Source organism: Rhodoglobus aureus, from assembly GCF_039527955.1.
In the GTDB taxonomy this organism is placed as follows: Bacteria; Actinomycetota; Actinomycetes; order Actinomycetales; family Microbacteriaceae; genus Rhodoglobus; species Rhodoglobus aureus.
Genome location: NZ_BAAAKW010000034.1, coordinates 78,811 through 97,298 on the forward strand (window position 1 = coordinate 78,811; position 18,488 = coordinate 97,298).

Sequence of the window (18,488 nt, forward strand, 5' to 3'; positions counted from 1 at the left end):
TCAACGAGTGCGCGGGGCAGCGCTGCTAGCTCTCTTGAGTAGGGCACGACCACGACCCAGGGAAAAGGTATAGGCCTTCCAGGCCACCACACCAGCGATCAACGAGGTCACCGTCGCTAGCAATGGCGAGTGCGTTTCGATGCCCGGGTAGATCTGCCAATGAATGAGGTAGATGAAGAAAGACGCCCCCGCCAAAGCGGACACCACCCCGACCAACCAACGCGGTATCGGTAGTGAAGTGAGCCAGAGCAACACCAGCACCCCGCCGATGACAATCGCTTCGCGAAGTGGCTGCCCGAAGAACCCGACAACACACAAGATAGCTAAAGCCGAAACTATGAGGCGCTGAGTTTTCGTAGTGATACGCGCGATCACCCAACCGAGGGCAATACACCAGGCAACCGTCACGACCGCGTACTTCTCTGTGCCCTCCGCCCGAATTCCACCTACTACGACGGTGCGCACAATGAGCGTTAGCGCCAGCACCGCGAGCGCGAAAGCGAACGGCCAGCGACGCTCCCACCGCCGCACTGCTGGTACGGCAAACAGAGCCACGACAGCCAGCATTGACCACAGCATCGCTTCGAGAAACCAGAAGTGCCATTGAGGGGTCCACTGCGCACTGCCAACGAAGTTGTTGCCAAGAAAAACAGTGGCCGTGGCGTAGCTCCCGGTAACCACTCCGACGATTCCGATCCATGTGATGGCAGGAATCGCGACCGCAGCGACGCCCGCCAGCATTGCCCTGGTACGCAGTCGGTGGGATTGATTCGCGAGCTGAAAACGCGCAAGGTTGTAGCCAGCGATCACCAGAAGCAGGTGAGAACCGCCCTGCACAAAGATGAGGTCAGCGTGGGTTGCAACGATGAGAATGATCGCCAGCGCTCTCAGCAGAATAGGCACTTCAATGCGGGGCAATCTCTGCCGGGGCCGTCTCGTCGCCAGCTTCGCGTGAGCCTGACGTGGGACTGTCTCGGGAGCTTCAGCGCCTGAGCTCGAGTCTGGGCCGACTGAAAGCGGTGGCTGAGGTCTCGCCGCTCGTGCAGCGAGCTCGATCATCGACATCGTCGGCCAGGCGCGAGGCAGCGTTCCCAAGAGTTCTTCGAGGTGAATCGAGACCTCAACGAAACTGAGCGAGTCTCCCCCCAGTCCGGCAAACGAGTCGCTGATGACAGCGTGCGGGGTTCCCAAGAGGTATGCGATGCGAGTTCTGAGCGTCTCGGCTGATACGACATCATCAATAGCAGGATTGGCGCCGGCGGTGCTGTCGCTCGCGTAGCGAAGCAGAGCAACTGTGTCGGTCTTGCCGCTGGAGGTTCGCGGAACCTCAGCGATAAAGTGCACCTCCACCGCGTGGGCCGGCAAACCCCACTGTGATGCCGCATGTTCGGCTACGACTGAGTCCTGGCCTGCTGCAGTGACGAAGAGGATCAGCTTTTCGTCAGAACTGACCGCTTTCACGTCAATACCTGAGCTTTCGAAGAGGTGCTCGACGTGGTCGAGGTCAATTCGCAGGCCAAAGATTTTAGTGAATCGGTTGCTGCGGCCCACAATTTCGTAGAGTCCGTCGTTGCGCTGCCGGGCGAGATCTCCGGTAAACAGCTCGTGGCTGGTGGTGCCGAGCGCGAGGTCTGCTGGCTGTTCTCCGTAGCCCATCATGACGTTGGGGCCGCTGTAGACAAGCTCTCCAACTTCAGAGCCAGCAGGGGCATCGATTCGAAATTGGCCTCCGGGGATGGGAATGCCGATGGTGCCGATCGCGGTTTCGGCGAGATCGCTGGGCACGTAGGCCATGCGCGCTGTCGCTTCAGTTTGTCCATACATCGTGATGAAATCGAAGCCACGGTGGTGACCTAGTTGAATGAATCGCCGAGCCCGTTCCGGATCGAGCCTTCCGCCGGCCTGCGTGATGTAGCGCAACGATGCCAAGTCGCGCGTGGCAAAGTCAGTCTTCTCCAGTAGCTCGAAGGTGTGCGGTACACCAGCAAATGAGGTTGCCTGCGCCTCCTCAAAGTCGTTCCACAATTCTGAGTCGAGGACAGATCGTGAGCTCAGGCGCACCGATGCCCCGGAGAAGAGGTGGCTGTTGAGCACCGACAGCCCATAGCAGTAGTGCAAAGGCAGCGTCGTCATGGCACGGTCTGCAGGGTCGAGTTCGAGGTACTGAGAAATTGCTGAAGCATTCGACAGCAGATTGTCGCGTGAAAGACGCACCACTTTCGGTGACCCCGTCGACCCCGATGTCGTTGCCAACATCGCGAGGTCGGGGTGAAGCTCATGCCGCGTGCCGGTTCGTGCTTCGTTGAGGCCCCAGTTGTCACCCTCCGCCGCAGCGATCACGTCGGGGTCGAAACGGCTCACCAGGGATTCGATTCGTGCACGAGAAGCGTGTTCGTTCGTTGTGCTGGCTGGTTCGACCAGCAACACCGGATGTCCAGCCTCGAGGGACGCGAGGTAGGTGATGACGGGTTCGACCGTCATGGCGGCTTCGATCATCACTAATCGTCGCGTGGAGCCCAGCTCGTCTCGCCGGGCTTCTACACGCCCGCGAATGTCGTCGTAGGTTAGTTCGCCGTCATCCGTAACCAACGCAATGTGGTGGGGCGCTCCACGGGACAGGCTTAACGCGGCGAATTCAGTCTGAACAGTCATGATTATGCGTAGGCTCAGCTGGCTGAAGTCGGGTCGGCACTGCGCGGGTGTGGGCTTCCCACTGATTTGGTTCGGCGTGTACCGGTCATCCGACTTCCCTCAAGTTGATTAGGTAAGCCTACCCTATTATTCGGTACCGGCAACTACCGTGCTGCGAGCATCCGTCGACGCCGTTGGGCGCCAACCCGCTTGCCAATGAGCCCGTGCCGCGGGCTGAACAGAAAGACCAGCGCGAAGACGCAGCCCTGGACGAGCACGATCATGCCGCCGGACGCCGTATCGAGGTAGTAACTGAGATAGAGCCCGGTGACTGCCGCGAGCGCCGACATCACCGGGGCGATCACGAGCATGCGGGAGAACCGGTCGGTGAGCAGGTAGGCGGTCGCGCCGGGGATGATGAGCAGCGCGACGACCAACACAACGCCGACAGCTTGCAGCGCCACGACTGAGGTGAGTGCGAGCAGCCCGAGCAGGGCAGCGCCGAGAACCTTGGGGTTGAGGCCGATGGCATGGGCGTGGGTCGCATCGAAGGCGTAGAGCGTGAAGTCGCGGCGCTTGACAATGAGGATGCTGAACGTGACGACACCCAATATCACCACCTGGAGAAGGTCGGCCCACGAGACACCGAGCAGGTTGCCGAAGATGATGTGGTTGAGGTCAGTCTGCGATGGGATCACCGAAATGAGCACGAGCCCCAAGGCAAAGAGGGTCGTGAAGACGATGCCGATAGCAGCATCCTCCTTGATGCGGCTGGTGTTTCTCACGACGCCGATCAGGCCGACGGCGAGGAAGCCGAAGATCAGCGCGCCGAGCGCGAACGGCGCACCCACCACGTAGGCGAGAACGACTCCGGGGAGCACGGCGTGCGAAACGGCATCCCCCATGAGCGACCAGCCGACGAGCACCAACCAGCACGAGAGCACGGCGCACACGATCGCGGCGATCACGCTGGTGGCCATCGCTCGCACCATGAAGTCATAGCTCAGGGGTTCGATGAGAAAGTCGAGTGGGTTCATTCGCTGTCGCCCCGCTGGAGAACATCGAGCCCGAAGGCGCGGGCGAGGTTGGTGGGTTGCAGCACTTCGGCGGGGGTTGAGTGCATCAGCACGCTGCGCATCAGCAGGATTGCTTCATCGGCCAGTTGGGGCAACGCGTTCAGGTCGTGGGTCGACACCAGCACTGTTGCTCCGTCGGCGGCAAGCTCGCGAAGCACCGTGGCGATGGTGGCTTCTGAGCGCTTGTCGACACCGGCGAACGGCTCATCCAGCAGCAGGACACTCGCGCCCTGAGCAATACCCCGAGCAACGAAGGCCCGCTTCTTTTGACCGCCGGAGAGTTGACCGATTTGTCGATCGGCAAGGTCGGCGAGGTCGACTCTGGCGAGGGCGTCATCCACCGCCGTGCGGTCGGCAGCTTTGGGGCGTCGAGCCAGGCCCATGTGACCATAGCGGCCCATCATCACGACATCCCGCACCGAGATGGGGAACGCCCAGTCCACTTCTTCGCTCTGTGGAACGTAGCCAACAGCGCCAACCTTGCGCGCGATTGCTGGTGCACGGCCACCCAGCGTGACGGTTCCGCGGTCGGGGCGAATCATCCCCGTGATTGTCTTGAACAGGGTCGACTTGCCCGAACCATTCATTCCGATCAGCCCGCACACCTGGCCCGCCGCAACGTCGATGCTCACGTCGTCAAGAGCCAGTACCTCGCCGTAGTGCACCGTGACATTGTGCACGCTGATTGCGGGTGCGATCACCGGTGCGGATGCCGCGGCTCCCCCGCGCCCGCTTGCTGGAGTCTGCTCTGCTCGCGTCACGATCCGGCTCTCGTCAGCCCGTCGATGATGAGTTCGGTGTCGTGCCTCAACAGCTCAAGATACGTCGGAACCGGCCCCCCAGCCTCCGACAGCGAATCGACGTAGAGGGTGCCGCCGAAGGCCGCGTCGCTCGCTTCGACCACTTGCTGCATTGTGCGGTCGGAGACGGTCGATTCGCAGAACACGGCGGGCACCTCATTGTCGCGAACGAAGTCGATGACCGCGGCGACTTGCCGCGGGGTGGACTGCTGCTCGGCGTTCACTGCCCACAGGTAGTGCTCGCTGAGGCCGGCATCCCTGGCCAAATAGGAGAAGGCGCCCTCGCAGGTGATGAGTGCGCGCTGGTTTGGCGCTAGCGTGGCGAGCTCGTCGGTGAGTTCGTCGCTCACCGCCTGCAGCTCTGTCTTATACGCTGCGGCGTTTGCCGCGTATTCTGCAGCATTGCCCGGGTCGAGTTCGCCGAATGCGGTAGCCATGTTATCGACATAGATCTGGGCGTTCAACGGGCTCATCCAGGCGTGTGGATTCGGCAAACCCTCGTAGGCATCCTCGGCGATGCTGATCGTCTCAACACCGTCAGACACAACGACGTGGGGAACGTCAAGGCCGTCAACGAACTGCGAAAACCACGCCTCGAGATTGAGCCCGTTGTCGAGGATGAGGTCAGCCTCCGCCGCTTTCGCGATGTCGCCGGGGGTCGGCTGGTAGCCGTGAATCTCAGCACCCACCTTGGTGATGGATTCCACCCGAAGGTGCTCGCCGGCCACATTCTGGGCCATATCGGCGAGCACAGTAAAGGTCGTGAGCACGACGGGGCGTTGGTCACTCGGATCGACGGTGGCCGCGGCATCCGGCGTGCTGGTGCAGGCGGCAAGGAAGGTCAATGCGGTGGCCGCGAGTGCGGCAGTCAGTGCCGTTCGGATGCTCTTCCGCCGCATTGCGTTCGTGATCCTGCCCATCTTCTGATCCTATGTTGGCCGCGCCAAATAAGAAACTACGTCTTGCCGTAGTTTTACCAAATTGTGCCCGCGACGCAAAAGTCGCCGTTCTTTCGGCCGCGCAAGCTCGGTCGTCTCGGCAACCAGCGAGTTGCTACTCTGACCCCATGAAGGACTTTGACACTATCGTCGTCGGCGCAGGCGTTTCCGGGCTTACCGCCGCACGGTTCCTCGCGCAGGCTGGGCACAGCGTCGTCGTGCTCGAGGCCCGTGATCGCATCGGCGGTCGAACTTGGACCGAACGCTCCGATGGCATCATCAGTGACCGTGGAGCTTCATGGATACACGGCATCGATGACAACCCCTTGACCGACGTGGTTCGCGGCTTTGGCATGCGAACGGTCGAGTTCACTGTCGGCAGTTACCAGCCAGACGGGCGACCCATCGCCTACTACTCGCCGACCGGTGAGCGCCTGAGCGATGCTGAAATCCAAGAGTTTGCCGATGACGTTCGGGCCTTCGACCGGCACCTCGCGACGACAGTCGGGGCCTCCGAACTCGGGAGTTCATACGAGGATGCGATCGATGCGACCCTTGCGGCGATCGGCTGGGATGCCGACCGCGCCGCGCGCGTACGGGAGTTTGTGCTGCACCGCTCCGAAGAGCAGTACGGAGTGCGGGCCGGGCTTCTCGATGCCCACGGCCTCGATGACGACACTGTGGAGGGCGACGAGGTCGTCTTCCCCGACGGCTTCGACCGACTCGCGACAAACTTGGCCACGGGGCTCGACGTCAGGCTTGAGCACGAGGTTACGAGCATCGCATGGTCGGCCGCTGGAGCCACAGTTAGCTCAACTCAGGGCACGTTCACCGCAACTCAGGTCGTCGTCACTGTGCCGATTGGCGTGCTGAAATCTGGCGATCTGAGCTTTGATCCCGCGCTGCCCGAGTGGCTCACCGGCGCGATTGCCGGGTTCGAGATGAACAACTTCGAAAAGGTCTTCTTGCGCTTCCCGACCAAGTTCTGGGATGACGACGTCTACGCGATTCGCCAACAGGGTGCGGCCGGAGAATGGTGGCACTCTTGGTACGACCTCACCGACCTCCATGGGGTGCCGACACTTCTCACCTTCGCGGCGGGGCCGAGCGGAGTCGAAACTCGCGAGTGGCGCGACGACCAGATCGCCGAGTCGGTGTTGGATGCCCTGCGTGGCCTCTATGGCGAACGCGTTGAAACTCCCTCCCAAGTTCTGGTCACCCGCTGGAAGGATGACCCTTACTCCCACGGCTCGTACGCCTACATGAAGCCAGGGTCGACCCCTGAAGACCATGACCTGTTGGCCACCCCCGTTGACGGAGTTTTGCACTTCGCGGGCGAGGCAACATGGACGGATGATCCCGCGACAGTCACCGCGGCTCTTCGCTCAGGCCACCGCGCAGCCCAGAACATCCTCGGTCGGGATCTGCCGTTTGACGGCCTAACGGATCCGCTCTAGGAACGAACTTCGACCAAGGGCCTCTGGCGCCCCGAAACCGTCATATGTAGCAACCGAGCAACCCCGAGTGTTAACGTAAGAACAGCCCATTGGGGCAGTGGGGCCGCACATTCGGGATGGCCCCAAGGACGGCCATTCGGGTGGCCTTCACGCAGAGGAGCAACTGTGTCGGTGCAGCAAGGATCTGGACAACAGGGAACGGTCGCATCGCGACCACGTGAACAGTGGTCGGGTCAACTTGGCTTCATTCTGTCGGCAATCGGCTCGGCCGTAGGGCTGGGAAACATTTGGCGCTTCCCCGGTGTCGCGTACGAGAACGGTGGCGGGGCCTTCCTTATCCCGTACCTGATCGCACTGGTCACGGCCGGCATCCCGATTCTCTTTCTCGACTATGCGATCGGTCACCGCTTTCGTGGTTCCTCGCCAACCGCATTCCGTCGCTTGGGCGGCAAGGCCGGCAAGTGGCTCGAGTCGCTTGGCTGGTTCCAGGTGTGGATTTGCATCGTCATCGCCGTCTACTACGCGGCCGTCGTCGCCTGGGCTGCCAGCTACTTCACGTTCAGCTTCGATCTGCGCTGGGGAGATGACACTGCGGGCTTCTTCGTCACCGAGTTCCTGCAGACCTCCGAGCCCGGCTTCAGCTCGCAGTTCGTGCCCGCGGTGCTCATCCCGCTCGTACTCGTCTGGGTTGCTGTACTGGCCGTCCTCGGCTCCGGCATCGCGAAGGGCGTGCAGCGCGCTAACCTGATTTTCCTGCCGCTGCTCGTCGTGGCCTTCCTCATTCTTGTCGTGCGCGCACTGTTCTTGGATGGCGCGATGACCGGCCTCGACGCCCTATTCACTCCCGACTTCTCGGCCCTCGGCGACCCCAACGTGTGGATCGCCGCCTACAGCCAAATCTTCTTCTCACTGTCGATCGCCTTCGGCATCATGATTACGTATTCCTCCTACCGCAACCGTCGCGCTAACGTCACTGCACCCGCTCTGGTCGTGGCATTCGCTAACTCGTCGTTCGAGATCATCGCCGGCATCGGCGTGTTTGCGACCCTCGGCTACTTCGCCTTCCAACAGGGTGTCGGCGTCGACGAGCTTGAAGGAATCACCGGGGTCGGGCTCTCGTTCATCACCTTCCCGGCAATCGTGTCGCAGATGCCCGGCGGCCCACTCTTCGGTGCGCTGTTCTTCGGCTCGCTCGTGATGGCCGGATTCACGTCGCTGTTGTCAGTGCTTCAGGTGGTGTCATCCGCGTTCCAAGACAAGTTCGGGATCACTGCCCGCCAAGCTTCGATTCGCGTCGGATCCGCGCTGGCGATCGTTTCGGTGCTGCTGTTCTCGACAACAACCGGACTCATCACTCTCGACACCGTCGACCAGTGGGCAAACAACATCGGCATCGTAGGCGCCGCAATTGCCGCCACGATTCTGGTGATCTGGGTGTTGCGCAAGGGCCCCGAGCTCGCCGCACACCTCAACGCCGTCTCCACCTTCAAGGTGGGGCCCATCTGGCAACTGCTCGTCGGCGTACTCGCCCCGATCGTGTTGCTGTACATGCTCATCCAGCGGATCATCGTGCTCACCACCGAAGGCTACGAGGGGTACCCGCTGTGGTACCTGGCCGTTGCTGGCTGGGGAACCGTCGCCGTGATTCTGATCGGCGCCATCAGCATGACGGCCCTGCGCTGGAAGCACGACCCCGACGATTTCACCCCGTGGCCTAGCGCCGAAGCACTGAAGGAGCTCAAGAAATGAGCGGCATTGCCATCACATTCTTCGTCGTCGCCGCCGTGCTCGTCTGGGGCGGGCTCATCGCGAGCATCATCTTCCTCGCGCGCAAGCCCCAGCTCGATGTCTACCCGGATGGTGCTGACGACGTCAGCGACAACGATTAGCGTTCACGGTCGGGCATCCACTCGGACACCCGACCATGACCGTGCTACTGGGAGTTGTCGTTCTCCTCGGGCGAGGAAACGGCAGCATCAGCATCAGCAAAAGCGCCGGTAGCTACTTGCGCGAGGCTGGCATCAAGCGCGCTGTCATTCGAGCCGCCGCGAGCGCCTTCGCCGACAGCCTGACCGACAGCGCGACCCTGGATGATCGACGCGAGGTCGAGGCCGGTAGCAGCCTTGATCGATTCGAAGGAACTGCGCAGCGCAATGGCACTCTCGTTTCCGATGGTGTCTGCTGCACTTGATCCGCTGCCACCGATGACAGTGACGGAGCCGATCTGGCCGTAGCCCTTGGCCCACTGCTCCATGACGAGAGGCAGTGATTCGAGGGCGCGTTGCGCGAGGAGCGCATCTTGGTGCTTGGCGAGAGCCGCGGCTTCTGCCTCGATGCTTGCTGCCCTAGCTTCACCGGAGAGACGAACCGCATCCGCGTCAGCTGCGGCCCGAACGCGCACAGCTTCAGCTTCAACGGCGGCGATCTGAGCCTGAGCTTCCGCACCCTTGACGAGGCGGTAGGCGTCGGAGTCGGCGTCTTTTTGTGCCTTGTAAAGGTTGGCGTCTGCGACGCGCTTCACGTCAGCGTCGAGCTCGGCCTGACGGTTTTCAGCACGCTGCTGAAGAACACCCTGCTCGGCAGTGGCGCGAGCGAGTGCTTCTGCCTGTTCGGCCTCAGCGTTTGCCTTGCCAACTTCAGCCTTCGAGTCTGCGGTGTTCTTGTCGAGCGCGGTCTGCTCAATCAGGTTTGCCTCAGCGACGGTGATGTTGCGCTTCGAGATTTCGCGGTTTGCGTCAGCGGTTGCGAGTTCTGCTTCGCGACGCTTCGACTCAATCTGCGGCGTTCCGAGCGACTGAATGTAGCCAACCTTGTCGCCGATTCCCTTGATCTGGAAGGAGTCAAGAATGAGGCCCTGCTCCGACAGCTCGGTGGAAACATCGGTAGCAATCTGGTCAGAGAACTTCTTGCGCTCACGCATGAGTTCAACAACCGAAAGAGTCGCGACGACACCACGAAGAGCACCTTCGAGCTGCTCGGTAGTGAACTGCTCGATTGCGCTGTCCTGCGAAGCAAACCGCTCCGCGGCGCGGCGCACGAGATCAGAGTCTGATCCGATCTTGACGATAGCCACCGCTTCAACCTGAAGGGTAACGTTATCTGCCGACTGCGCTTCTGCAGTCATAGAAACCTGACGCGAGCGAAGAGAGATCGTCTCGTGGCGCTGCGTGATCGGGTTGACCAGTGCCTTGCCATTGACGATGACAGTGACCGCGGAGTCCTTACCGCTCGCATCCTTCTGCGAGCGACCGGAGACGACGAGAGCCTCATCGGCGCGAGCAACCTTGAACCATGCCCGTGCGATTAAGAGGAGCACGAGGAGCAGTACGACAAGTACTACCAACCCGACTCCGATCAGGACGGCAATTCCGCCGTTAACCAAGAAATCCATGTATCCACCTTTCGAAAGTGAGCTATCTACATCCATTGTCGCGGTTCAGAGCACATCCTGCTGAGACGGATGGCGAAATTGCGGTGAAGGATCGGGTGCCGCTGACGCGGTCAGCGTGAGGGCTAGAGCGCGCGCATCCATTCTTCGATGCCGTCTGCAGTAATGGGAAGAGCGTCAGACAGCACCTCTGAACCTGTTGGTGTGACGAGAACGTTGTCTTCGATGCGCACGCCCATGCCGCGCAATTCGGGCGGCACGGTGTTATCCCAGGAGTGGAAGTACAGTCCTGGCTCAACTGCCATCACCATTCCGGGCTCCATCGGCGCTCCCTGATAGGCGGCATAACTCGACTGGGCGCAGTCGTGAACGTCAAGACCCAGGTGATGCCCGATGCCGCAGACGATGTAGCGACGGTGATGTTGACCTTTCGCGCTGAGTGCCTCATCGACCGAGACCGGGAGAATCCCCCAACTGTGAAGGCCCGTAGCGATGACCTCAAGCGCCGCATCGTAGAAGTCGCTGAACTGTTTGCCAGGAGCGACTGCCGCAAGGCCCGCCCGATGGGCGACCTCAACCAGGTCATGCACCTCGCGCTGTGCCGCCGAGAAAGTTCCGGATGCGGGCAACGTGCGGGTGACATCTGCCGTGTACAGCGAGCGCGCTTCGACGCCCATGTCGAGTAGCAGCGCAGCGTCCTCTTGTACGGGACCGTCACAGCGCACCCAGTGCAGGATGGGAGCATTCGCTCCGCTGCCCACAATCGTGGAGTAGCCGGGGCCGTTTCCCACCGTGCGTGCGTGGCGGTCGAATGTTCCCTGAAGCCAACGTTCCCCACCGAACTTGATGGCCTGAGGAATCTCGCGCGCCACAGCCTTGAAACCGTCAACGGTGTCGTTAACGGCACCGCGAAGGGCCGCGATCTCCCACTCATCCTTGATCATTCGAAGTTCAGAGAGCACCCGGCCGAGGTCGCTCGACACCGGGATCGAGTGCAACAGCGGATTCGCTCCAAGAAGAGAGCCGGCGAGGGCAATGTCCGACGCGCGGGCCAATGCCGCCTCGAGCTCAGCGAGGGGCCTCGTCTCGATCTGAAGAGCCGCGGTCCACTCGGGCATTCCTGGGGCAGAACCGACCCACAGTTCACCGTGCGCGGCATCCGCAAAGAAGTCTGCCTCACCCGGGTATGCGGGTGCTGGAATGAAGAGGGTTGCGTCATGACCGCCGCCGATCGGGCTCATCACCACAACGGCTTCTTCTGCGGAGCAACCGGTGAGCCAGAAGAAGTTGCTGTCGGGGCGGAACCCGTAATAGTTGTCGTTGACACGAACGGGAGCTTTGCCTCCGGCCAGCACGATCGTGCGCCCCATAAAGGCAGGGCTCAGTCGGGCGCGGTGCGCAGCGGTCGCGCCCGCGATGCCCGGAACTGTGTCAGGGGTGCGATCGGGTGTTGCCCACCCTGTTTCCATGTACTCGACGAAGCCGGTAGCTTCACGGAGTTGGGGAAGTCGGGGATCGCCCTGGGGTGGGCGGGGCATTGACGTGGCTGGCGCCGTGTGTTGATGCGAACTCGAACTGGAAGTCATTGGACCGTCTTTCGTTGATTGGAGTGTGGGGCGCTCGCTGGCGGAGCCGCCCAGTCGGTGCGCACGTGGCCGATGTGCTCGCGCATGAGTTGTTCCATGGCTGTGCGGTCGTGGCTGAGTGCCGCATCGATCATGGCGTAGTGCTCCCGAGTGGACTCCACCAGATCCCCGGCCTCGGCTACCGATCTCAACCCGTCGAGTCGACTGCGATCACGGAGTCGTCGAACTGTCGTGACCAGCTCGTCATTTCCGTGCAGCGCGAGAAATTGCGTGTGGAAAGTGGTGTCGGTGTTCAGGTAGTTGGTCAAATCTTGTCGCTGAGCCGTGTCAATCATGGAGTCGACGAGTGGCCGGAGAAGTTCAAGCTGCACGTCACGCTCAGCGCTGACGGCCGCCGCGATTTCTCCCATGATGGGCACTTCGAGCAGCAGTCGAATCTCGGCGATGTGGTCAAGCTCTGCGGCCGTCACCTCAGTGACCCGAAAGCCCGTGTTTGGGGCAACATCCACCATGCCGTCGCGAACCAGATCGAGCATTGCTTCACGAACCGGGGTTGCTGAGACACCGAGTTGCGTCGCCAGCGTCGGGGCTGAGTACACCTGGCCGGGCACCAGTTCTCCGGCAATTAGCGCGGCCCGGAGTGTGGCAGCGACATACTCTCGAACGCTTTGACGCGGCGGCCGCCCGGGCACTCCGCCAACGGTCACTGGTTGACCTCGGCGGTGCGAATGATCGCAGCCGCAATTGCCAGATCTTCCCAGCTCATGCCCGAGCTCTTGAACACGACCGGGCGCTCAGGGTCGAGCTGCGTTGTGCCCCGAATGACGTCGGCCATGGGGATGAGGGTGCCTACGGTGAGCGCACCCTCGTCGATTGCCATGATCACGTCGCCACATTCCCGCAGCGCTGTCGGAACATCCTCGACGACTACTTGGGCCCGGCCCAAGAGCGCGCTATCGAGTTCTCGGGCATCCAGCTCATGCGAACCGACAGCAATAACCACCGCATCGGCACGCACGTCAGCAGAGTCGAAAACGGGGGTGCGGGCGGTCGTCGCGCAGATGATGAGCCCGGCCGCAGCGACCGCATCCGCCGCTTCTACACTGCCCGCCTCGACCACGTGAGCCTCTGCGATATCGACGGTGCGTAGCGTGCGCACCACGACAGTCACGGAGGAGACTGCGCGTTGCTCGCCGAGAACTGCACGAAGAGTCGCAAGATGCTCAATCGCTTGCGGACCAGCGCCAAAGATCACGACATCGAGCGGATCAGTTGTGCGCACTAGCGCACTTGCCGTGGCCGCCAACGAAACAGCGGACGTGCGGATGCTCGTCAATGCAGCGCCATCGAGCAGCAGTCTCGGCGTGAGCGTTTCAGCATCAAACAGAATGTAGAGGCCTTGGATGCGCGGCAGCCCCTGAGTCGGATTGTCCGGGTTGACCGTGATGATCTTGATGCCGGCGTCCTGGCCCACCTCGGAGGGCATCAGCAAGAACTGCCCGCGGGTGAGTTTTTCGAACACGCGAGCATGATCCGTGCCGGGATCGAAACCCGCTCGGAGCGCATCCTGAACTGCCTCAACCGCTTGGGCTGGACTGATCGCGGCACGCACGGCAGCCTCGTCAAAGTACTGGGGGGTCGTGACGGTCATCGCAGCACGAACCCTGGTGTGAGGGTGTCGCGCGGATCAACGGTGAAGAGGTTCTCGCCCGTTTTGAACGCCATCCCGGTGACTTGTGGTATCACTGCCAAGTGACCGGCAATCTCGGTGTGGTCGAGAACAACAGCGGTGAACTGTGAGCCGACGATCGAATCGTGAACGAGAGTGCCGTTCTCAGGCAGTGTGCCGTTGGCGGTGAGGGTCGCGATTCGCGCGCAGGTTCCCGAGCCACACGGCGAGCGGTCCAGTTCTCCGTCAGCAAAGATTGTTGCATTCCTTTGACGCACCGAACCGTCGTCGGCGGGTTCGAGTGCTTCGAACACGATGGTTCCGTAGATTCCGCTCAATCGATCGTCGGTCGGATGCACGGCATGAACTGAGTCGTTGAGTGCCCACTTGATCTCCCGCCCGATCGCGATCACCGCGGCGGCATTCTCCGGGGTGACGGTGAGCCCGACCGTTGCGGCATCCAACTGGGCGTAAATTGCGCCACCGAAGGTGACATCCACCTCAACGTCGCCTAGAGAAGTGGAGACCGGCACCCGCTCAGCCAGAACGTAACTGGCGACATTGATGAAGTCGACCGAGGTGACCAGGTCGTCGGTCGTGTGAACGCGGGCGGTTACACGCCCAGATGGGACGTCGATCACGACATCGGTGACCCCGCTAGGTTCCGCAGCAACGAGGCCGCTCTCGATTGCCCAGACACCGAGAGCGATAGTGCCGTGACCGCAGGCAGTCGAGAACCCATCTTTGTGCCAGAACAACACGCCGAAGTGTGCGCCCGCATCATCGGGCTCCACTATGAAGCCGCCATACATGTCCGCATGCCCGCGGGGCTCGAAGCAGAGGATCTGCCGGATCCGCTCAATCTCGACTGAGTTCATGGCGAAGACGCGCTTCTCGGCGACACCGTTGCCTTCGATTGTGACCGGCAGCGATGCGACGATTCGGAACGGTTCCCCGCCGGTGTGGTAATCAACAGTCGAGTACTGCTCTGGCATTCGTGGCCCGCTTTCGGTCAACGCACTCGTCTTTAGGGGAGTGCAATTGCAATGGTACAGGGTTAGGTGCTCCGGGCAATCGACCGCGTTGACTCATTAGAAACCTCCGCGTAGCCCTATACGTTGCCTCAGATGAAAACCTCCGTTTCGGCGTGGTTTCACAGGATCGGCATCGGATGTGGGTTACGCCCGTTTCTATGGAGCTAACGATGAAGCAGCGGCAGGCTGTGACGAAGAAGAAAGCGCTCACCTATCGGAGTGCTGACCGTGCGGGCAAGTCCCGAATCCTGGACGAGCTGGTCGTGTTGGTCGGCCATGAGGGCGGCAACGCCTCGGGTGAACACTGTTTCGCCCTGACGGTCACTGACATCGCGACCGGGTGGACGGTGAATCGTTCCGTTCAGAACAAAGCCTCGAAGTGGGTGTTTGAGGCACTGCAACACGTGATGGCGGTGTTCCCGTTTCCGATCATCGGGATCGACTCGGATAACGGAAGCGAGTTCATCAACCACCACCTGTTCGACTACTGCGTGGCGAACAAGATCACCTTCACCAGGTCGCGGGCCAACCACAGCAATGACGGTGCTCACGTGGAGCAGAAGAACTGGACCCACGTGCGCGAGCTGGTCGGTTACCTCCGCTACGACACGGCCACCGAACTGGCCAAACTCAACGAAATCTGGGAGCTCGACCGGGTATTCACGAACTACCTCCTGCCCCAACAGAAGCTGATCTTCAAGCAACGCAACCGCGCAAAAGTGACCAAGAGATACGACACCGCGACCACCCCGCACCAGCGCGCGGTCGCCCGCCACGACATGGCCAAACGACCGATCATCCGGATGAACGCCGAGTTCAAACGGCTCAAGCCCGCAGCCCTGTCCCGCAACATCCTCGCGCTGACGGGCGAGCTTGAGACCCTCGCCCTGGCCAAGAAACCCGCCGACGTGAAACCAGCTATCAACCGGACCTTCAACCAGTGAACTCGGCGGAGGTTCTCAATTGAGGCAACGAATCACCTTCCCGGAGGTATTGACATGAGGCAATGGGGATACACCCAGATTTGAGGACCGCGATCGGCCCGCCCTTCGACGCGATCTGTGGAGTGACCGCGTGACCGCGTGACCGAAGATACTGCCGTGGTTGTCAGCCCGGCCAGTTGCGTTCCTAAAGCGGCTCGACTCCGCCCATCGAGCTGCTGCCCTTGCGGTGGTCAGCCCTCCCAAAAGTGGTCTCGAGCACGTGCTGCATCTTGCGAATGGCGCCATTAACCGCGCTCTCAACTGACGAGGCATTGTCGCTGGCGAATTCAGGATTCTTGCCCTCGGGGCGGGCCTCAAGCTGACACTGGATATCGTCGCCCGTGCTGCGACCGGCACTCCCGTCGCTCAAATGCACCTCAACCCGAGTCAGGTGCGAACTGAAATGCGAGAGCTTACTTTCGATCTCAGACACAATTTCGGCAGTTGCTTCCTCGGTGAGAGTGATGTTTTTATCGGTATTGACGATGACCTGCATGGTCGCCTCCTGGCAGTCGTGGTGCATTCACAAATCACGCTACGCCGCCAACCTGTGTGCGGCACCGACCGGTGCGGCTGCCGGCCGCAATCTTGAGCCACCGTGACCTAGAACACAGAAGTGCGAAGGCCGGAAGTGCTGTACTAGGAACGCGGCTGGTGTGCTCAGACTCGAGACGGAGGTAGCAGTATGACTACTTGGGGAGTTCTGACGCGCTGGGAGCTGGCCACCCGCCCCATCCATCCAGAAAGTCAACGGGCGATGCAACGCCGCTGGGCCGAACTGCCGGTAGAAGTGCAGACCGACAATCAACTCCTCGGGCGGAGCGCGATTGGTTGTGAAGGAACGCACGGTGTATTCCCCAAGTGCAACTTAACCTGTTCGCCCTGCTATCACTCCGCGGATGCGAACAAAGTTAGCGTTGACGGGAGCCACACGCTCGATCAGGTCGATAAGCAGATGGCGTTCGCCCGCACCGCGCGTGGTCCTCGAGCCCACGCACAACTGATCGGTGGTGAGGTCAGCCTTCTCCCTGCCGCCGACCACGCAGCTGCCTTAACCATCATGCGGCAGTACGGGCGTGAACCCATGTCGATGACCCATGGTGATTTCGACTACGACTACCTCCTCGATGTGGTGCTCGACGAAGGCGGCCGGCGAAGGTTCGATCGAGTCTCTTTCGCGGCACATTTCGATTCGTTAATGCGCGGGCGCAGGGGTGTCGTGCGACCGCGCAGCGAGGCCGAGTTGAACCCGTCCCGAGCCCAGTTTGCTCACATGTTCACCGACCTCAAGCGTGACCACGGCGTGCAGTCTTATCTAGCGCACAACATGACCGTAACCCCATCAAATTTGCCGGAGGTTGCCGAGACCGTTCGGGCAGTACTGGACATGCCGTTCGACATGATGTCGTTTCAGCCGGCCGCCTACATCGGCGACGACCGGCGCTGGAAGGAAGACTTCTCCGACGTGTCGATCGACGCGGTGTGGTCACAGGTAGAGGAAGGCGCCGGTCAAGCTCTGCCGTGGCGTGCTACCCAGTTCGGGCATCCATCCTGCAACCGTTACACGACCGGCGCCCTAGTCGACGGTCGGTTCATCGTCGCGTTGGATCCCGATGATTCCCGGGATATCGCGGCGCGAGACATCCTCTTGGCACATCTGGGCGGAATGGTGTTCGGGGGCACCCGCTGGCCGGTGTTGCTGACGAAGATCATTCGTGCGGCACTGCGTCATCCCGGCGACGTAGGGGTAACGCTCGGGCAGCTCGGCCGAATCGTCACCCGGGCAGGTGGCTTTCGTCGAGTCATTCGCGCTGCGGTTCGACGGCGAATGTCCATTCGAACCTTCGTGGTCCACAGCTTCATGGATGCGGAGCAGGTTGCACCCGCGTGGAGTCTCCTCGAAGACGGGATAATGAGTGACGATGCGGCCGTGCGGGAGACGCAGGTTCGACTGCAGTCCTGCTCCTATGCGATGAGCCACCCCGAGGACGGACGTCTCGTGCCCGCTTGCGTGCAGCATTCCGTTCTCGACCTCACGGAAACCCGGCAGCTGCGCTCACTTCTCCCCCTGACGCCGGCCGAGGCGAACAATCGGCCTAGTGGTTTGACGTCGGTGCGACGGACTGGATCCCCTAGGGAAGATCACCCGTCGTTGGATTACTGAACTCCGTCAGCCGCATCCTTCGTTGCCCGCATCCTTGGTTAGGCGCACCCGATAGCCAGTTGTGAAGAGCCCCTCTGACAGTTGGACCCCGACCCGCCGGTAAACCTCCCGGGGAATCCCGATGTCCGCCAGCCAGAGCGCCCCGACGGCGTCGGAGTCCAGACCAGTTTTGGGAACGGCGAGGGTCATCGTGTTCGTTGCGCGCACATATGCCCCGAGGGCCATACCGGTTGTGGAGTCGACTCCGGACGGGACGTCGAGGGAGACCACCGGGGCGGTGCCGCTCGACATCCACCTGATCAGCTCGGCGGCAGTGCCATGGGCTGCGCCGCAGAGGCTATAGCCCAACACTGCGTCGACCACCAGTTCAGCCTCCAACTCCCCGAGGTCACTCACCGGCGCAAGTCGTCCTCTGGTGGCACCGTAGAGCGCGAGTTGGTCAGCGGGGACGCCGTGCAACCGTGTGGGGTCCGAGACCACCAGGGTGACATCGCCCCCATGGTTGGCTAAGTGGCGGGCGGCGCAGATTCCTCCGCCCCCGTTTCCTCCGGTCCCTGCCAGCACGACGATCGGTGCCGAGGGCCATCGATCCCCGAGCAGCCCCACACAGAGGGCGGCGAGACTCCTGCCGGCTTTCTCCATCATCTGGTAGAGATTCGGCCCCACCTCCTCGACCGCGACCCGGTCGACCTCCCGCATCTGCTCGGTCGTGATGGCCGGCACCACGAGTCCGGTCAACGTTCGAAAAGTGTCCACCGTCAT

At 61.6% G+C, this 18,488-nt stretch carries 16 protein-coding genes; 5 read left to right on the forward strand and 11 right to left on the reverse strand.

Going from position 1 to position 18,488, the window contains the following annotated elements:
* From ABD112_RS10790 to ABD112_RS10805, 4 genes are all read right to left on the reverse strand, one after another.
* On the reverse strand, nt 1–2,652 hold the full coding sequence (locus ABD112_RS10790) for an AMP-binding protein (RefSeq protein ID WP_343925760.1): 2,652 nt from the start codon (nt 2,650–2,652) through the stop codon (nt 1–3).
* Between the two features lie 143 nt (nt 2,653–2,795).
* A complete protein-coding gene (locus ABD112_RS10795) occupies nt 2,796–3,668 on the reverse strand; it encodes a metal ABC transporter permease (protein ID WP_343925762.1) in 873 nt (290 codons plus the stop codon).
* Nucleotides 3,665–4,408 (reverse strand): metal ABC transporter ATP-binding protein, encoded by a 744-nt coding sequence (locus ABD112_RS10800; RefSeq protein WP_343925848.1) that lies wholly within the window; start codon nt 4,406–4,408, stop codon nt 3,665–3,667. Before ABD112_RS10800 ends, ABD112_RS10795 begins: the two co-directional genes overlap by 4 nt.
* Before the next feature lie 56 nt (nt 4,409–4,464).
* Entirely contained in the window at nt 4,465–5,427 is a 963-nt protein-coding gene (locus ABD112_RS10805) for a metal ABC transporter substrate-binding protein (protein WP_343925763.1), read from the reverse strand.
* Nucleotides 5,428–5,573: 146 nt separating this feature from the next.
* Here ABD112_RS10805 and ABD112_RS10810 point away from each other — a divergent pair, with 146 nt between their 5' ends.
* The 3 genes from ABD112_RS10810 to ABD112_RS10820 all read left to right on the forward strand — a co-directional run bounded on the left by ABD112_RS10810 (nt 5,574) and on the right by ABD112_RS10820 (nt 8,791).
* The gene (locus ABD112_RS10810) at nt 5,574–6,902 is read left to right on the forward strand and encodes a flavin monoamine oxidase family protein (protein ID WP_343925764.1); all 1,329 of its coding nucleotides are present in this window, start codon (nt 5,574–5,576) and stop codon (nt 6,900–6,902) included.
* Between the two features lie 165 nt (nt 6,903–7,067).
* Nucleotides 7,068–8,651 (forward strand): sodium-dependent transporter, encoded by a 1,584-nt coding sequence (locus ABD112_RS10815; RefSeq protein WP_343925765.1) that lies wholly within the window; start codon nt 7,068–7,070, stop codon nt 8,649–8,651.
* Nucleotides 8,648–8,791: a MetS family NSS transporter small subunit gene (locus ABD112_RS10820; protein ID WP_343925767.1), complete on the forward strand. Its 144-nt coding sequence runs from the start codon at nt 8,648–8,650 to the stop codon at nt 8,789–8,791. Before ABD112_RS10815 ends, ABD112_RS10820 begins: the two co-directional genes overlap by 4 nt.
* A gap of 44 nt (nt 8,792–8,835) precedes the next feature.
* On the opposite strand, the gene ABD112_RS10825 is transcribed toward ABD112_RS10820, so the two are convergent.
* From ABD112_RS10825 to ABD112_RS10845, 5 genes are all read right to left on the reverse strand, one after another.
* Nucleotides 8,836–10,293: an SPFH domain-containing protein gene (locus ABD112_RS10825; RefSeq protein ID WP_343925769.1), complete on the reverse strand. Its 1,458-nt coding sequence runs from the start codon at nt 10,291–10,293 to the stop codon at nt 8,836–8,838.
* Nucleotides 10,294–10,415: 122 nt separating this feature from the next.
* Nucleotides 10,416–11,828 carry an aminopeptidase P family protein gene (locus tag ABD112_RS10830; RefSeq protein WP_343925771.1) on the reverse strand — a complete coding sequence of 471 codons (1,413 nt, stop codon included), beginning with the start codon at nt 11,826–11,828 and terminating at the stop codon, nt 10,416–10,418.
* Nucleotides 11,829–11,872: 44 nt separating this feature from the next.
* Nucleotides 11,873–12,583, reverse strand: a complete 711-nt coding sequence (locus ABD112_RS10835; protein ID WP_343925773.1) for a GntR family transcriptional regulator — start codon at nt 12,581–12,583, stop codon at nt 11,873–11,875.
* Nucleotides 12,580–13,527, reverse strand: a complete 948-nt coding sequence (locus tag ABD112_RS10840) for an ornithine cyclodeaminase family protein (protein WP_343925775.1) — start codon at nt 13,525–13,527, stop codon at nt 12,580–12,582. The genes ABD112_RS10835 and ABD112_RS10840 overlap by 4 nt, the downstream gene beginning before the upstream one ends.
* The gene (locus ABD112_RS10845) at nt 13,524–14,540 is read right to left on the reverse strand and encodes a proline racemase family protein (protein ID WP_343925777.1); all 1,017 of its coding nucleotides are present in this window, start codon (nt 14,538–14,540) and stop codon (nt 13,524–13,526) included. The genes ABD112_RS10840 and ABD112_RS10845 overlap by 4 nt, the downstream gene beginning before the upstream one ends.
* A 209-nt stretch (nt 14,541–14,749) precedes the next feature.
* On the opposite strand from ABD112_RS10845, the gene ABD112_RS10850 reads away from it, so the two are divergent.
* Nucleotides 14,750–15,523, forward strand: coding sequence for an integrase catalytic domain-containing protein (locus ABD112_RS10850; RefSeq protein ID WP_343925779.1), 774 nt, complete (start codon nt 14,750–14,752; stop codon nt 15,521–15,523).
* Between the two features lie 184 nt (nt 15,524–15,707).
* On the opposite strand, the gene ABD112_RS10855 is transcribed toward ABD112_RS10850, so the two are convergent.
* Entirely contained in the window at nt 15,708–16,058 is a 351-nt protein-coding gene (locus tag ABD112_RS10855) for an HPF/RaiA family ribosome-associated protein (protein WP_343925781.1), read from the reverse strand.
* Nucleotides 16,059–16,247: 189 nt separating this feature from the next.
* On the opposite strand from ABD112_RS10855, the gene ABD112_RS10860 reads away from it, so the two are divergent.
* The gene (locus tag ABD112_RS10860; RefSeq protein ID WP_343925783.1) at nt 16,248–17,726 is read left to right on the forward strand and encodes a hypothetical protein; all 1,479 of its coding nucleotides are present in this window, start codon (nt 16,248–16,250) and stop codon (nt 17,724–17,726) included.
* Nucleotides 17,727–17,732: 6 nt separating this feature from the next.
* On the opposite strand, the gene ABD112_RS10865 is transcribed toward ABD112_RS10860, so the two are convergent.
* Complete coding sequence (locus ABD112_RS10865; RefSeq protein ID WP_343925785.1) at nt 17,733–18,488, reverse strand: NAD(P)H-hydrate epimerase; 756 nt, start codon at nt 18,486–18,488, stop codon at nt 17,733–17,735.